19 protein-coding genes are annotated in these 15,487 nt (G+C 59.0%); 3 read left to right on the forward strand and 16 right to left on the reverse strand.

The genetic code is table 11. From position 1 onward, the window contains the following. Positions 1-1,478, reverse strand: a 1,478-nt coding sequence (locus Q0288_RS00925) for an AMP-binding protein (RefSeq protein ID WP_299425753.1), incomplete at its 3' end; no start/stop codon positions are given. A gap of 90 nt (positions 1,479-1,568) precedes the next feature. After that, on the reverse strand, positions 1,569-2,336 hold the full coding sequence (locus Q0288_RS00930) for an ABC transporter ATP-binding protein (protein ID WP_299425756.1): 768 nt from the start codon (positions 2,334-2,336) through the stop codon (positions 1,569-1,571). Positions 2,337-2,773: 437 nt separating this feature from the next. Here Q0288_RS00930 and Q0288_RS00935 point away from each other — a divergent pair, with 437 nt between their 5' ends. From Q0288_RS00935 to purD, 3 genes are all read left to right on the forward strand, one after another. Next, the gene (locus Q0288_RS00935) at positions 2,774-3,496 is read left to right on the forward strand and encodes a haloacid dehalogenase-like hydrolase (RefSeq protein WP_299425759.1); all 723 of its coding nucleotides are present in this window, start codon (positions 2,774-2,776) and stop codon (positions 3,494-3,496) included. Then, positions 3,493-4,113, forward strand: coding sequence for a phosphoribosylglycinamide formyltransferase (gene purN / locus Q0288_RS00940; protein ID WP_366914714.1), 621 nt, complete (start codon positions 3,493-3,495; stop codon positions 4,111-4,113). Before Q0288_RS00935 ends, purN begins: the two co-directional genes overlap by 4 nt. A 133-nt stretch (positions 4,114-4,246) precedes the next feature. Beyond that, positions 4,247-5,488: a phosphoribosylamine--glycine ligase gene (purD, locus tag Q0288_RS00945; protein ID WP_299425762.1), complete on the forward strand. Its 1,242-nt coding sequence runs from the start codon at positions 4,247-4,249 to the stop codon at positions 5,486-5,488. Positions 5,489-5,680: 192 nt separating this feature from the next. Here the strand turns inward: purD and Q0288_RS00950 are convergent, their stop codons facing one another. The 14 genes from Q0288_RS00950 to Q0288_RS01015 all read right to left on the reverse strand — a co-directional run bounded on the left by Q0288_RS00950 (position 5,681) and on the right by Q0288_RS01015 (position 15,186). Then, positions 5,681-6,529 (reverse strand): inositol monophosphatase family protein, encoded by an 849-nt coding sequence (locus Q0288_RS00950; protein ID WP_299425765.1) that lies wholly within the window; start codon positions 6,527-6,529, stop codon positions 5,681-5,683. 39 nt (positions 6,530-6,568) lie between these two features. Continuing rightward, positions 6,569-7,468 carry a peptide chain release factor N(5)-glutamine methyltransferase gene (prmC, locus tag Q0288_RS00955; RefSeq protein ID WP_299425768.1) on the reverse strand — a complete coding sequence of 300 codons (900 nt, stop codon included), beginning with the start codon at positions 7,466-7,468 and terminating at the stop codon, positions 6,569-6,571. After that, positions 7,452-8,069 carry a R3H domain-containing nucleic acid-binding protein gene (locus Q0288_RS00960; protein WP_299425770.1) on the reverse strand — a complete coding sequence of 206 codons (618 nt, stop codon included), beginning with the start codon at positions 8,067-8,069 and terminating at the stop codon, positions 7,452-7,454. The genes prmC and Q0288_RS00960 overlap by 17 nt, the downstream gene beginning before the upstream one ends. A gap of 124 nt (positions 8,070-8,193) precedes the next feature. After that, on the reverse strand, positions 8,194-9,570 hold the full coding sequence (locus tag Q0288_RS00965) for a YidC/Oxa1 family membrane protein insertase (protein ID WP_299425773.1): 1,377 nt from the start codon (positions 9,568-9,570) through the stop codon (positions 8,194-8,196). A 14-nt stretch (positions 9,571-9,584) separates the two neighbouring features. Then, positions 9,585-9,839, reverse strand: coding sequence for a membrane protein insertion efficiency factor YidD (yidD, locus tag Q0288_RS00970; RefSeq protein WP_366914716.1), 255 nt, complete (start codon positions 9,837-9,839; stop codon positions 9,585-9,587). Between the two features lie 50 nt (positions 9,840-9,889). Then, positions 9,890-10,222 carry a ribonuclease P protein component gene (gene rnpA / locus Q0288_RS00975; RefSeq protein ID WP_299425778.1) on the reverse strand — a complete coding sequence of 111 codons (333 nt, stop codon included), beginning with the start codon at positions 10,220-10,222 and terminating at the stop codon, positions 9,890-9,892. A gap of 11 nt (positions 10,223-10,233) precedes the next feature. Beyond that, positions 10,234-10,359: a hypothetical protein gene (locus tag Q0288_RS00980; protein WP_299425781.1), complete on the reverse strand. Its 126-nt coding sequence runs from the start codon at positions 10,357-10,359 to the stop codon at positions 10,234-10,236. A 152-nt stretch (positions 10,360-10,511) separates the two neighbouring features. Further along, positions 10,512-10,670 (reverse strand): 50S ribosomal protein L34, encoded by a 159-nt coding sequence (gene rpmH / locus Q0288_RS00985; RefSeq protein ID WP_299425784.1) that lies wholly within the window; start codon positions 10,668-10,670, stop codon positions 10,512-10,514. A gap of 737 nt (positions 10,671-11,407) precedes the next feature. After that, positions 11,408-11,938, reverse strand: coding sequence for a dihydrofolate reductase family protein (locus Q0288_RS00990; protein WP_299425787.1), 531 nt, complete (start codon positions 11,936-11,938; stop codon positions 11,408-11,410). A 22-nt stretch (positions 11,939-11,960) separates the two neighbouring features. Continuing rightward, positions 11,961-12,959, reverse strand: a complete 999-nt coding sequence (locus Q0288_RS00995; RefSeq protein ID WP_299425790.1) for a hypothetical protein — start codon at positions 12,957-12,959, stop codon at positions 11,961-11,963. Between the two features lie 131 nt (positions 12,960-13,090). Beyond that, positions 13,091-13,540, reverse strand: a complete 450-nt coding sequence (locus Q0288_RS01000) for a DUF6036 family nucleotidyltransferase (protein WP_299425793.1) — start codon at positions 13,538-13,540, stop codon at positions 13,091-13,093. Then, positions 13,488-13,679: a hypothetical protein gene (locus Q0288_RS01005; protein ID WP_299425796.1), complete on the reverse strand. Its 192-nt coding sequence runs from the start codon at positions 13,677-13,679 to the stop codon at positions 13,488-13,490. Before Q0288_RS01005 ends, Q0288_RS01000 begins: the two co-directional genes overlap by 53 nt. A gap of 57 nt (positions 13,680-13,736) precedes the next feature. Further along, positions 13,737-14,078, reverse strand: a complete 342-nt coding sequence (locus Q0288_RS01010) for a hypothetical protein (RefSeq protein ID WP_299425798.1) — start codon at positions 14,076-14,078, stop codon at positions 13,737-13,739. A 700-nt stretch (positions 14,079-14,778) separates the two neighbouring features. Then, positions 14,779-15,186 (reverse strand): VOC family protein, encoded by a 408-nt coding sequence (locus Q0288_RS01015; protein WP_299425799.1) that lies wholly within the window; start codon positions 15,184-15,186, stop codon positions 14,779-14,781. Positions 15,187-15,487 lie beyond the last annotated feature (301 nt).

Here is a 15,487-nt window from a genome sequence, read left to right on the forward strand (position 1 = left end):
TTGAGCTTGTTCTCGATGAACTGCGGGCTGAACATCTGTTGGGTGCTGGTATGCATTACATCCGAAACCCGGTCAATCACCACCAGATGGCCCTCGGGCGTGAGGTAGCCCGCATCGCCGGTGTGCAGCCAACCCCCCTCAAAGGTTTCGGCGGTGGCTTCGGGGTTTTGCCAGTAACCGGCCACCACCGCGTCCGACTTGCAGAGAATCTCGCCGCGTTCACTAATCGTGACCTCGCCCCCCGGAATCGGAACCCCCACCGTATCGGCCCTCACGTCACCGTCGCGGTGTACAAAGGCAATCCCGATGATCTCGGTCTGGCCATAAATTTGTTTTAGGTTAACCCCAATGGCGTGGTAGAAGCGAAACACATCCGGCCCCAGTGCAGCCCCTCCAGTGTAGGCCCGGCGCAGTCGTAGAAAGCCCAACTGGTCGCGCAGTGGCTTGAACATGATCTGATCGGCAAACCAGTAGGCCATCCGCAGACCCAGCGGCATCGGCTTGCCGTGCATACGGTATTCGGCAGCACGGTAGCCGATCCCCAGCATCTGCTGATAGACCCAGCGGTTGAAAGCATAGGTCTCGGAGATGCGCACCCAGATCTGGCTCTGGGTGCCTTCCCAGACCCTGGGTGGACTGAACATCACGTGCGGCCCGATCTCCTTGAGGTCAGCTATGGCGGTGTCTACCGATTCGGGCATATTTACGGCAAACCCACCCGCCAGCGCCATCCCCACCGACATCATCTGCTCGCCAATCCAGGCGAAGGGCAGGAACGAAAGGTAGTCGTCGGTGGGCTCGAGGGGATCAATCTCTTGCAGCGCCACCCCCATGTGCAGCAGGTTGCGGTGCATCAGCATGGCGGCCTTGGGCCTGCCGGTAGTACCCGAGGTAAGGGAGAGGTGGCATACATCGCCGGGCTGGCCCCGGGCAATGCATTCTTCCACGGCCCTGGGTTGCTGTCGGAGATACTCCTCTCCCAGCTTCTCGACGGCCTCGAAGCCCATGATCCAGGGGTCGTCGGCGTAAACCCGCATGCCCCTGGGATCCTGGTAGATCACCTGGCGCACGCTGGGGATTTCGCTGCGGATTTCCAGCAGTTTGTCCACCTGCTCCTGGTCTTCAGCCACCACAATGGCAGCCCCGGTGTGGGACAGCACGTAGGCAATCTCGGGCGGCAACGAGGACTGATAGACCCCCACCGAAATCCCACCGAGCAACTGGGTAGCGAGTTCGGCGTAGAGCCACTCGGGGATGTTATCGGCAATTACCGCCAGCCGCTCGCCTTTCTGGAAGCCCAGCGAGAGCAGCCCGGCAGCAAAGCGGGTTACGTGCCGGTAGTACTGGGCATAGGTAATCTCGTTCCAGATACCGAGGTCTTTCTCGCGAATGGCAACCCGCCCCGGTGTCTGCTCGGCCCGCATTTTGAGGATTTGCGGGAGGGTGTAATTCTTGAGGTCGTAACCAGAGGGTATCATGGGCAGCCTCTGTGACCCCTGTCAAGAGTCCAGAGTGCCAGACTCAAGAGCGCTTGACCATTGACCCTGAACCCTTGGCGGCCCGCGGCCTTATGCTGCATGATCCACCCCTACATAGGCTTCTTGCACCCTGGGGTTCTGGCTAACCTCCTCGGGGAGGCCCGAGGCAATCACCTGGCCGAAATCCAGCACATAGACCCGGTCGGAGATATCCATTACCACGCCCAGGTCGTGCTCGATCAGGACGATGGTAGTGCCACGCTCGGCCCGGATGTCGAGGATGAAGCGCACCATATCCTCTTTTTCTTCCAGGGTCATGCCCGCCATTGGCTCATCGAGGAGTAGCAGTTTGGGCGAGAGGGCCAGCGCACGGGCGACCTCGACCCGTTTACGTACCCCGTAGGGCAGGCCGCCCACCAGGGTTTTGCGGTGGGGCTCGAGCTCCATAAAATCTATGATCTCTTCGCAGAAGCGACGGTTCTCTACCCCTACCGGCATGGCCCTGCCATAGACCAGCACGTTGTCCAGCAGGTTGTAGCGCCCAAAGGTATGGCGGGCCATCAGCAGGTTTTCCAGCACCGACATGCCGGTGAAGAGTTCGATGTTCTGGAAGGCCCGAGCGATGCCGTACTGGGTGACCTGGTGGGGCGAGGCGTGGGTCAGATCGTGGCCCTCAAAGGCGATCTTGCCCGAACTGGGGTGGTAGAAGCCGGATATGCAGTTCAGCAGGCTGGTCTTGCCTGCTCCGTTAGGGCCAATCACCGAGACCAGCTCCCCGCCCACAACCTCGAGGGAAACCTCGCTGAGCGCTTTCACGCCGCCAAAGCTGAGCGTCACGTTCTCTACCTTGAGCTGCACCGGGCCTCCTTAGCTATAGCAGATTTGCCACCAACCTCCGTCCAAAAGCCAATAAATTTCGTTGCTTGCACTGCTTAGGCACCACTAACAAACGAGTATTTGGTTGGGGCTGAGTATAACGATGCGACCCCCTCATGTCAACGTTTTACAGCGATATTTGCAAAAAAACGTCATATTACAGGTATTGCAGAAAAGTTCATTTTTGTAATGGCGATTGGCGAACGCCTCGAGCACAAGTTTCTTTGGTTGCACTGAGCTTCCTACCACCGGGCGCAGGATGGCTTGTGGCAGGTGCGGATACCGGGTTTGCCAGGTCGCCTCAGCAGGCACCCGGGTCGGTTGAGCGAATTTTCCGGTAGCGTGCAGAGGATAAATACCGGCGAGGCCAGACCCAGGCAACGCGCAGGGTGGGTAAGTGGTATGTTGAGCAAGAAGTCATGACGACCCTTGCGACCGACCTCGAGGGAACCCTGACCACCGGCGAGACCTGGAAGGGGATGGCAGCCTGGATGCAGGCGCACGGGCGGGCTGGGCCGTATCAGGCGTTTTTCTACCGGCATCTGCCAGGGGCTATTCTGGCCCGGCTGGGTTTTGGGGACAAACGGGCTTTCCAGGATCGCTTCATGTCTGGGGCAGCAGGTCTGCTAGCCGGGCTGGGGCAGGCCGAGCTCGAGGCGGTAGGAGGCTGGGTCGTCACCAACGAACTCTGGCCCAAGCGCCGCCCCGAGGTACTCGAGGAGCTATTGTCGGCCATGCGCCAGGGCCAGCGGATCATACTGTGCTCGGCAACCTTCCAGCCCATTCTGGAGGCTTTTGCCCAGCGCCTGGGAAAGGAGATGGGACAGGCAGGGCCGGTACACCAGGGGGACGATCCCCTATCGGGACAGGCAGGGCCTGTACACCCGGTGGTAGCCCTGGGAACGCCCCTGGAGATGGTGAATGGGGTTTTTACTGGACGTACCCTGGGGCCGGTTCGCTCGGGCCAGCTCAAGGCCGACCAGCTAGGGCAGTTCTTAGATGGACAACCGCTACACGCGGCCTATGGCGACACCCTGCCCGACCTGCCCATGCTCGAGCTGGCCCAGAGCCCGGTTGCGGTTTACCCGGATGCCAGACTGCGCCAACTGGCAGTTGAACGAAACTGGAGGGTTATTGGATGAGCTATTTCCCTTTAGGGCGCCCCGCCCGGATTGCGGTCATGGCTTCGGGGCGGGGGAGCAACCTGGAAGCATTGCTGGATGCCTTCCCCCACGACAACCCGCTGGGGCATATAGTCTTGGTCATCTCCGACAAGCGCGAGGCCCTGGCTCTGCAAAAAGCAGTGCAGGCCGAAGTAGAGGCCGAATACCTACCCTGGCCCAGCAGCCGCGACAGGGGAGTCGCTTACAAAACCGGTCGCATGCAGTTCGAACAGGCCGCGGGCCAACTCCTCCACGACCACCGCACTGACCTGATTCTGCTGGCAGGATTTATTCGCCTATTGTCGCCAGAGTTCGTAGGGACCTGGCAAGGGCGCATCCTCAATATTCACCCCTCCCTGCTGCCTCAGTTTCCCGGCCTGCACGCCCAGCGCCAGGCTCTGGAAGCCGGGGTGGAGGAGTCGGGTTGCACAGTGCATTTTGTAGACGCTGGAATGGACACCGGCCCCATTGTGTTGCAGCGCCGGGTGCGGGTTTTACCAGACGATACCGAAGAAACCTTGTCGGCCCGCATCCTGGAACAAGAGCATCTGGCCTACCCTGAAGCGGTGCGAAGGGTGCTGGCGGGGGCAGTGTAGGGAGAGCCTCCAGCAGATCGGAGCTTCCGGGATGCTGGTGTCTTATGCGTCCTCGCTTCCCGCACCCCTCCTCGAACGAGCCTTGATTCCCGACCCCTATTGCCTGTTCGCGGGCCCTGTTATTCTTAGCTCCGTGAAAGTATTAGTGGTGGGTTCGGGTGGACGTGAACATGCTATTTGTTGGAAGGTTGCACAGTCGCCGCTGGTGGCGCAGCTATATGCCGCGCCAGGCAACCCTGGCATAGCCGAAATCGCTGAGTGCATCCCCTGGGATGGCAGTGTCTGGCAACTGGCCGAGTGGGCCGAAGCGGAGGGAGTCGAGCTGACCCTGGTAGGGCCGGAAGCCCCACTGGTGGAGGGGATTGCCGATGCTTTTCAGGCCAGGGGGCTGACCCTCTTTGGGCCGGTGCAAAAAGCAGCCATGATCGAGGGTTCCAAGGTGTTTGCCAAGGGGCTGATGGAACGCTTCGGTATTCCTACCGCCAGGCACAAGAGCTTCAGTGATGTGCTGGATGCGCTTTCCTATCTGGAAGCCACCGGAGCGCCTATTGTGGTCAAGGACTCGGGGCTGGCGGCAGGTAAGGGGGTGACGGTGGCAACCACCCTGCATCAAGCCAAGCAGGCCGCCGCCAACATTCTCTCGGGGCCGGAGCAGGCCGAGATCGTGATTGAGGAGTTTTTGAGCGGCCCTGAAGTGACTGTGCTGGCCGTGACCGATGGGGTCACCATCAAACCTCTGCTGCCCTCCCAGGACCACAAACGCCTGCTGGATGGCGACACCGGCCCCATGACCGGTGGGATGGGCGCGGTATGCCCCTATCCCCTTGCCCCAGGGGTGCTAACCGAAATTGTGGAGCGGGTGCTCCAGCCGCTGGTGGATGGACTGCGAGCGGAGGGCATTATCTATAAGGGCGTGATCTATGCCGGGCTGATGCTCACCGACGACGGTCCCCGGGTGCTGGAGTTCAATGCCCGTTTTGGCGACCCCGAGTGCCAGGCCCTTCTGCCCTTGCTCGAGACCGATCTGGTCGAGCTGGCCCTGGCGGTGGTGGAAGGCCGCCTGCACGAACTGGAAATCAAGTGGCACACCCAGGCCGCGGCCTGCGTGGTGATGGCCGCACCGGGTTATCCCGACGACCCCCACAAGGGCTTGCCCCTGCACCTGCCAGCGCTGCCGCCCCACGGTGTGCTCTATTTCCAGGCCGGAACCCGCAAAGGCCCCAGTGGTCTGCTGACCCACGGGGGGCGGGTTTTAAACGTGGTGGGACTTGGAAACGATTTGCCGGGGGCACTCGAGCGGGCCTACGCCGGGGTGAAGGCAGTTGGGTTCGAACAGGCCCTATACCGGCGGGATATTGGCCGGAAGATCCTTTGAGCGATCTGCCCGAATCCGCCAGTACGAATCTCCAGGCGGGGACTTTGCCGTACGCCGAGGGGCCTGCAACGGAGCTGCACCGACCGAACCCCCCGAATTGCACCTTGTAGAGGCCTTGACTGAATATTCTATCGTGGGTGCTCCTGCGCGATGGAGTTCGGACTGCAAGGCATACTGCAATAGTTTTTTGCCTCATCTACCGTGAAGTGTATCCAGTAATTGCTGATGGACAAAGGTGTTGGAGGCCACCACATAGCGGTTGCCCAGATGGTAATCCTCCCCCTGGATTCCCGTGACCTTACCCCCAGCCTCGGTTACGATCAGCCAGCCAGCGGCCACATCCCAGGGGTTCAGTTTGACTTCCCAGAAGCCGTCCAGGCGACCCGCAGCGACATTGGCCAGGTCGAGCGCGGCAGCCCCCGGACGGCGCACGGTCAGCCCCTTAGCCAGCGCTCGCTGGAAATAGGTCAGGTTCTCGGGGTCTTTGTGGACATCGTAAGGGAAGCCCGTCGCCAGGAGGCTTCCCACCAGGGTTTCCCGCCCCGAAACCCGGATAGGACGTCCATTCATATAGGCCCCGCCGCCCCTGGTAGCGGTAAATAGATCGCCCCTGGCCGTATCGAGAATGACGCCCAGCACCACTTCGCCGTGGGCCCCGAGACGCTCGTTGCGGGGATTGTGCAAAGCTCGGCTGGTTCGGGGAATATCCGCATCCGCAGAAAGCACCTCGAGGCCAATACTCACCGCGTAAAAAGGGAACCCATGGGCATAGTTTACGGTTCCGTCGAGGGGGTCTACGATCCAGCGGAACGCCCCCTCCTTATCCTGGCCTTGCTCCTCACCCAGCACCACATGGCTGGGGTGGCGTTCAGCGACCAGGGCTCGGATGGCCGCCTCCGATTCGTGATCGGCCTGGGTTACGAGATCAGTGGGGGTGGATTTGGTGCTCTGGGTAAAGCCTTTTTCCTGATAGTACTGGTGAATGCCTCTGGCTAGATAGGCGGCGTCGAGAGCAGTCTGCAGGTAAGCACGCAAGTCCATACTGCTGATTCTATCGCGGTGTTTGCTGGTTCGGCGGCCCTATTCGTTGTCCCAGACCAGCAGGCCGGGGTCCTCGTCTTCGGGTTCGGGAGAGGTTTGGGAGGGCTTTTGGCAGGCCAGGAAGCGGGGTTGCTGTGCCAAGTCGCGGAATACCCGGGCTTCCCGCCAGCCGTGGGCAGTGGCTTCCCCCAGCAGCGTGTAGACGTTCTCGGGGGCCAGTTCCAGCAGCAGCCATCCCCCCGGTTTGAGCGCCTTCCAGGCGTGGGGCAGCAATTCGTGGGCCATATCGAGCCCCTCGGGGCCGGAGTAGAGGGCAGTAGCGTCCTCGTAGGCCAGTTCGGGCGGAGCCTCTGCGCGGTAGTGGTCGGGCAGATACGGGGGGTTGGAGATAATCAGATCGAGATCGCTCAGATCGGCAGTGAAGGAGGCCTGGAGGAAGGTGACCTCGAGTTCAAGCAGTCCGGCATTTTTCCGGGCCAGTTCGATGGCTTTGGGGCTGATATCTGTGGCCCACACTGTAGCTTTGGGGCGCATGGACTTGAAGGCCAGCGCGATGGCGCCGCTACCACTGCCCACATCCAGAACCCTGGCCTCGGCCTTCATCTGCACATACCCCAGCGCGTGTTCCACCAGCCCTTCGGTCTCCGGTCGGGGGATCAGAACCCCGCGCTCAACTTTGAGCTTGAGTCCATAAAATTCTGTTTCGCCCAGCAGCAGTTGCAGGGGGTAGCCGGTCAGGCGCAAATTCAACATGGCCCAGGCAGCCTCTTCCACATCCGCCGGGATGGCCTGCATCAGCCGGGCTGCCAACTGCTTCTCGTTCAGGCGGGCCGCGTAGCCCAAAATCCAGCGGGACTCAGCGGCGGGCTTTCCAGCGACCTCGAGCCTGTGCTGGAGCTCCCGCAAGAGTTCCAAATAAATTTTACTCGCCGGTTTCATCCTCGTCTGCAACCGGGGGATGGTTGGCATCCCTGGGTATAACGATGACGTGCCGTTCTTCTCCTTCACCCACCGAGGTGGTGGTTACTTTGGGATGCTGTTTGAGCATTACGTGAATCAGCCGCCGCTCGCTCGGGCGCATGGGCGGCAACTCGATGGGCTCACCGCTCACCTCCACCTGCAATACCGCATCGGAGGCCATCCGCCGGATACGATCCTCATTACGGCGGCGATAACCGGCTGCGTCCAGCACCACCCGATAGGCCGAGCCAAACTGCTTGGCCATGGCCACATTGGCGATGAACTCGAGGCTTTGCAGCGTTTTGCCCTCGCGCCCAATCACCCGCCCAGAGTCACCCCCCAGAATCTCGGTGCGAAATAGATCGCCATCCTGGACTATTTCCACCGAATAGGCTGGATCCAGGCGCAACATGAGCCCCACCATGAAGTGCTCGAGGACACTTTTAGGGTCTTGATCGGCTGCCGGAGCCACAATGGGGGCAGCCTCTTCCTCCTTCAACACGACCTCTGGGGCGGTTTCGTTCTCGCCAATCCCCAGGTCGGATAACAGATCATCGAGTCCTCGCTTCTTATCATCCATATGCAATCGTCCGATTATAGCTTACCAGGCAGGAGCAAAAACCACCCCTGCAAGGCCCGGAAGGGGTTTGGGAGCAGGGGATGGCACCCCCTTACTGCGATGCCAGGCAGCCCTGGGGGGTCGGCTAACTTTTGGCTGGGTACATGGGCAGGCCCAGTTGCTTGTTGATAAACCACTGTTGCCCCACGCTCACCACAGTCGAGAGCAGCCAGTAAATGGTCACGCCTGCCGGGAAGGTGAACAACAAGAAGGCGAAAATCAGGTTGATCAGGATGCCCTGCCGCAAGGCATCTTTGTTGCCAGCGGCCGAGAGCCAGGTGGAGGCCAGCAAAACGAAGATGTACAGGATGGGCAGGATGTAGAAGGGGTCGGGCAAGGCCAGGTCTCGGATCCACAAGAAGCCCTGCCCAAACTCATAACTCACCATAATCTTGTACATCAAAAACAGTATCGGCATCTGCAACAACAGAGGGAAGCAGCCTCCCAGGGGATTAATTTTGTGCTCCTGGTAGAGCTTCATCATCTCTTCTTGCTGCTTCTGCTTGTTGTCCTTGTATTTTTCCTGAATCTTCTTCATCAAGGGCTGGATTTTCTGCATCTCGCCCATGCTCTTGAACTGCTTGTGCATCAGCGGCCACATAGCCAAACGGATGGCCAGAGTAACCATCAAAATGGCCAGAATCCAGCTACCACCCGCCAGGCGGTGGGCCTCCTCGAGCAGCCAGATCAAACCCATCGAGATCTGACCCCAGATGTTGGGCTGAAAGACACCGGGCAGCTGGTAGAAGCCCTCGACATGCAACCGCACCAACTCGTTGGCCCCGCCGTATACCTTCAGGTTGAGGGTGCCCGCCGGAACGCTAATCTCTGCGATACCGGCCCCATTGAGCTGGGTCAGGCTGATGGGGGTGGGGGTTTGTGGGCGGATAAACATAGCAAAACCTGCGCCCCGCTGGGTCTGCCAGCCCACATAGACCGCCGGCCCTTGCCCCGCATTGATGGGCTGGTTGTTCCCCTGCCCCAGCCACTTGGTGATGGGGCTATCGGTTCCGCCAATGCCTGTCCAGATCAGCTTGCGGGGGGTGGGGCTTTGCACCTCCACGTCTATGGTCAAGAAGCGGGGATGCACGATATAGGTTATAGAAGTCTCGCCCTGGCTAAACCTGGCGATAAAGTCGGAGTCGGGGTCGTTTGGATCTTTGCGGGTAAACTCGCTGCTGGTGGGCCGGAAGTCGGAAAGGGTTCCGGGCAAGGTCTGGCCGGAACGCACCAGGTTGGGGGCGCGGTCATAGTTGCCCCTGAAGTCGGTCGCCCGGATGGTCTTGATGTACCAGCCCAGGATTTGCCCCTGGTCGCTAAAAGCCACGTCGGCCAGGTTGGTAACCACCACCTTTTCAGGCTTACCATCCTGGTTAACATCCACATCGCGCCACTCAGGGGTCAGCGCCAGTGCAGGCGAAAGGGCAAACACAGCCAAACTGATCCAGAACCAACGTCTCATCCATACTCCTTCGTTTACTTAACCGAGTCCAGCGGGTTCCAGCGAACCCTGGGTCTTGCTTGGGGTACATAATCCAGCCCACCAGGGTGCAGGGGGTGACATTTGAGGATTCGCACCACACTCAAATACAGGCCCCAAAAAGCTCCATGGCGCTCCAGTGCTTCCAGTGCATAGCAGCTGCAGGTGGGGTAAAACCGACAGGTGGGGGGCTTTAGCGGCGAGATAAAGCGCCGGTAGAAACGCACGCTACCCATCAGGAATTGCTTCAACATTTCAGACCAACGCTCCAGATTCCCAAGATAGGGCAAACCAGCCCGTGTCATTGTACCAGCCCGCTCTTTTTCAGCACATGCCCCAAATCCTTTAGCAGCTCCCAGTAGGACGCAGATGCAGCCTCGGGCTGAGCCACGACCACCATCTCACAGGGCGGAAGGTGCATCTTACGCAAAATTTCCTTCAGGCGACGGCGGAACCTGTTGCGCACGGTGGCTTTTTTGGAAACCTTGGTGGATACCACGATCCCGACCCGCACCGGATTAAGGACATTAGGGCGTAAGGGAAACCAGCGCACCGAGAGGTGCTTTCCACGCCCAGAACGCCCTCCTCGGATGCGCTGGAAGGCTTTTTCTCCTTTGAGCGAAGAGAAGGGCATAGGTGAAGGGGTTAGAGGTTGGGGGAAAGATAGCATTCCGGGTGGTGTAGCTGTAGCGGGATACGGTCTTTGATAGCCTGGTATTCCTTGCGGACACTGGCCGCCACCGGCCAGCGCTCGAGAGCATGGGTACGCAAAGCTGTCCGGTCTGAGCCACGGTGTGAGCTGCTTTGGCAGTACCAAGAAATACCCTCTGCGCAGGTTGATATCGGACTACCTCCTGACCCTTCTACCCCGACCCCTAAGGAAAAACTCCCCAGAGTTGGGGAGCGACGCAACCATCCCGGATCTAACGGGTCAGTTGAGGTTCGCTGCTGACACTGAGCTTCACGCGGCCTTTGGTACGGCGGCGAGCCAGCACTTTGCGGCCTCCGGCAGTCTTCATCCGGGCCCGAAAACCGTGGGTTTTGGCCCGCTTGCGTTTATTGGGTTGCCAAGTGCGCTTCATCGCTTCCTCCAAAAACTGGCCAGGGCTGGACTACCCCCTGTTCTGCCAGACAAAAAATCCTGCCGGGTCGAGCCAGGCAACCCTGAAAGTGTAACACAACTGGACGAAAGCGGGAAGCGGGCAGTAGCACCAGGGCTGCGGTATGAATGTTTTGGGCGTAAATGCTCGTCCAACCACCCTACCAGGCCGCGGTCCTTGTGAGCCCTCTTGGATTCATTCTACTTTTGAAGGACGCAGAGGGCTGATGGTTCGAGCTTCTTGAGTGGGCGTCCGCTGCGCAATATCGCGACGAGCCGCCCGGCCAACCCAGGGCTGGTAGCGCACGAAACGCGAGACACCGGCCTGGCGGGGTTGGCTCCCTCGAGTTGTTAGGCCGCCGTTCACGTAGCATCCAGGAGCTCTCCTCCCCATTCGGCTGGGTCCACATCCTTGATCGTCTGGGAGAAGGTCCATGTGTGGCCGGCGGGATCCTCCGTCGAGTACTGCCGTTCCCCGTAGGGGTAGTCGGTCGGAGGATAGGGAACCTCGGGAATGACGGTACCTGGAGGCATGGAGCGATTTCTCACCATAGGAGTGGCACCTCGAGCGCTGAGGAGAAAGGGAGGGCTCTAGCAAGACCGGGGGTCGCAGACGTTGTGCATAAGCCGCGCGGTTGAGCGTCCGCCTTCATGCCCCGGTAAGGCCGCACTGAGCTGCATCCTGGACACTTTATTGCGATTCTGGTTCGTCGAGTCACGTTAGGCAGAAACATAGATCAACCGGAGCACATTCTCGTCAATCCGGTCATGAGCGATAAGGCGAAGCGGCGGCCGGGGTTCGGCGAAATATGGTTTGCCGTGACCCAGCACGACGGGGTGCAGGTAGATTCGATACTCATCGATCAGGCCCAGTCTGGTGAGGCTTTGCGCCAGGCTCGGGCCCGCAACTTCGATCTCCCCGTCGCGCTCGGCCTTCAGCGCGCGAATCGCGCCCTCGAGATCATCCTCGATAAGCCTGGCGTTGGGGCCAACCGACTTCAACGAGCGCGAGACGACCCATTTTGGCTGGTTCCGCCACGCCGCCGCGAAAGCGTGTTCCTCGGGCCCCCATTCAGGTTGATCCTCGTCCCAGTAACGCATGACCTCATACATGTGGCGACCGTAGACACTGCCCGCCTGCCCCTGAGCCTCCTCGATGAAATGGCGGAAGAGCGTGGGGTTTGGCGCAAACGCCAAATGGTCAACGTAGCCGTCCAGGGACTGGTTCATGCCGAACACGAGCTTAGCCATACCACTTCCTTTCTTGCAGTGCCTACCCTGGGAATTGCTCAACGAGTTTCCGGACATACCCTTTTGACACACCGTAGCTTACGATTACCACCTCGATGTTCCAAGCCTGGTAGAGCTTCAGCGCACGGGTGATGCTTTCTGTGATCCAATGGGTTTCGTTACCAAAGGCCCCTCCGCCAAGCAACGTCAAAAACACACGTCTATTTCCCGTGCTCCGCCCATTCAGGATGGCGATACAAATGGTGGCTTCGTAGGACGCCTCTAACACCAGCCGGGCAAAGTCTTCCCAGAGATCCGGGGGATGATTGGAATACGCAACGGGAAGGGCGGAGCAATAGGCCTGTGAGACCTTGTGCGTACAGTCTTTGAGCGTTACTTGTGTGTTCCACTGAATGCCGATCCGCAGCAGTGCGCGAAGTTCATCGCGTTCGGCTTCACTTGCAGCTCGAAGGCGATTCGAAATCTCGATCAAGCCGCTACGCGAGGCCAGTGTATAACCGTTACGCATCTGCCAGAAGCGGTTATCAAAGTTCCCCAACCCTCTTCCGAGATCTGCGAGGCAGTCAATCTGGTTGCTTTCCGATTGGCCTATCTGCCCATTTACCGGGGCAAAGTAGTTTCGATAAATCGTTCCGGCGCCCGCCGCAATAGCACACGACGGCCCTTGGGTATGATCGTTTTCATAAATACCCACACCATGCTCTGGGGTTACGCCTGGAGATACCATTTCGAGCAAATTGAACTGCGAAGCCACTTGAAATAGAGCGTCGGCATTCGATATGTCTGCGTGCAAAGCCTGGACGTCTGCAACCACCTCCCGTACCGATAGTGCGCCACCGCCAAGCCCACTAGAGCCGACGCGTTCTCGGAGTTCGGCCAAGGATGGGGTTTCCAACTGACCGCAAACCATCACCTTCCCGTTGACGCGGGATGTCAACGTTTCTCCGTCAACAACGATGTTCTGGCGCACCTGGGATGGTAACGTCTCGCGAAAGCCGGTCAACGCTTCAAACCATGTCATTGGAATTCTCCGGTGCGACATAACGGCAAAGCTCAACGGCACGCCCTGGCATGAACCACCCTGGAACCGAGCATACGGCATCATTCGAGATACATCTGGGCGCGTCCGTAGCAGCGAGTGTCAGGCCGCAGCTACTCCCCCTCTCTGAGCTGCTCAGCGTCCAGCAGGTCTCGAGGTCTTCCTGAGGCCAGCTTCGCTTTGATCAGGTCATCCTTTGAGATAAAGTGCATCTCCATGTCGGCTATCCGCACAGTCTCGCGTCGCTCCCACGCCTCGGCAAAGGCCACACCGGGGATGGACATGAGCACATCTACTCTCAGGGGTGGGACTCCCATCTGGTAGAAATATCCCTCTGCGGCAAAGTCCTGTGGGGTCAGGTTCGTAAGCGGTGCACCGAAGGCCTTAAGAGCGTTGTAAACAGCCACAGCATTGGCGTCGTTAACGGCGATGAGGATGTCCAGATCTTTGGTGAACCTGGGCTCGGTGTATCTCATGACCGCATAGCCACCGACGATCAGGTACTGGACGCTATGCTTTTTGAAAAGACTCAACAGTTCTTTGAAGTCGGGGCTCGTCAGCATAGCCTTCCTTGAGGAGCAGATACTCCTTGATAAGCTCGGAGGCCGCCTCGAAGAGAACGTCAGGGGTCTGGCTTTGCCAGAACTCTACGCTGAAATCCTTGTCTTCCCCTAGCTTGCCGTAGTTTTCCCGCACGACCATAAGGTTATTGTACTTTAAGCCGGCTAGCCCAAGCATGTAGCCAGTGCCACTCGGTATTCAGCGGCTATTTGGCTTTGCGACAACAATGCCGCCACAGGCCGATACCTGCGTATAGGACAAGGCCAAACCCGCCTGTTCAAGCATGGAAACGGCCTGGCCGGCAGCCCCATACTGCCCATCATCGTCCCAAATGTTGTGCCCGTGCTGCCGGGCCTGCTCGAGCATTCCCTCCGCCTCAAACGCGATGTCCCCCACAACGATTTTGCCACCCCTGGCGAGGCGCTTAGCTGCGCGCTCTAAGATCACGACAATTTGACGAAGAAAAGGCTCGTGAAGCACGTATGTCGAGACAATAGCGTCAAACGAGTCAGGGAGCGCTTCAGGCCAGTCGGCAAGCAAATGGGTGGTGCTGCGTGGCTTTTGTCCGCATCACGCTGGCAAATCAACGCCCCACACCTGAGCACCAAGATGAGCAAGCCCACCCGCGAGACTGCCTGTACCCGTGCCGAGATCAAGCACAGCAGCGCCAATCTGTATTCCAGACCGCCTGACGATGCCGCTCAGAACTTCATCATAGCCGGCCTCGGTATGCCGTGGAACGGCTTCCACAACCCCGGTTTTCGGATTGATCCAGAGGGAGTGAGAAGCGCCTTCCCGTTTCAAATAGCAACCAGCAATCCGCAATTGCGCTCCAGGTCTCGCCGTTTCACCCAATCAGCACCTTTTCCTGGATGGCGTCTTCAGGCAGTCCACGAAGGATATCCGCCTTGCGGTCTTGCAGAATCAATTCGATAGCCTGCTGCAGACTATTCTTGGCTTCCTCGATGGTCTCCCCCTGCCCATTGACGCCGGGAATCTCCGGCCAAATGGCCTAGTAGCCGCCCTCGGGTGCTCTTTCGATAATTGCTGTGAATTCAGCCTTCATTGAACCTCCTTTCTTTTATTGACCGAACGTTCTGCGTCAGCCGCACCGAACCGCACGCAGCGCGGTGAGGGAATGCGAGCGCCGCAGGTACGAAGCATGTCGGCTGCACGCGGTGGTTGGGCGATCTCACCGTATGGGCAAGTATGAATTGATAGCGAGTGGCCTGGTGCACTCCTACATGCCGGCACGCTTCATGTCGAGCCAGACCGCCTCGAACATATGACCATCGGGATCCTCAAAGGAGCGGTTGTAGAGCCATCCCATGTCAATCGGCGCACGCGTCCCAGCCTTGCCGCCCGCTTCCGCAGCGGCCTGGACAATACTGTCAACCTCGTTTCGGGTCTCCTGCGAGAGAGTCAACAGGACTTCCGACGTGGTGCGTGCGTCAACGACTGCTTTGGAAACCCAGCCCTTGAACTTGTCGTGTGTCTGCAACTGGAACGTAATCGTATCTGACCAGATCATCGTGGAGGTCGTGTCGTCGCTGAACCGTTCGTCTATTTTGAAGCCAATCGCCTCATAGAACTGCGTTGACACTGCAAGGTTTGTGACAGGTAAACCAACGTAAATCATCTTCGGCATTTCAGTGATCCTTTCAAGTCTCGTTGCGAATTGATCAAGCTCGCGTAATCACCCACTGTCGAACCAAGTTGCAAGCGCAGACTCTACGCGCTGCTTCAGGCTGCGGTGATTATAGCAACGCTCTGAAAGTCTTACATCGCCCAACGAGTGATTGAATGTCACCCTGTCGTATAACACCCCGTCTCAGGATGTTATTCGACATGACTGATGCACCCAAAGGCCCAAAACGATACTCAGCCAAAACCTCCCCCTTTTCTGAACGAGGTTCGAAATGTCCTGCGTTTGAAGCACATGAGCCGAC

Origin of the sequence: uncultured Meiothermus sp., from assembly GCF_937863175.1 — a bacterium.
In the GTDB taxonomy this organism is placed as follows: domain Bacteria; phylum Deinococcota; class Deinococci; order Deinococcales; family Thermaceae; genus Meiothermus.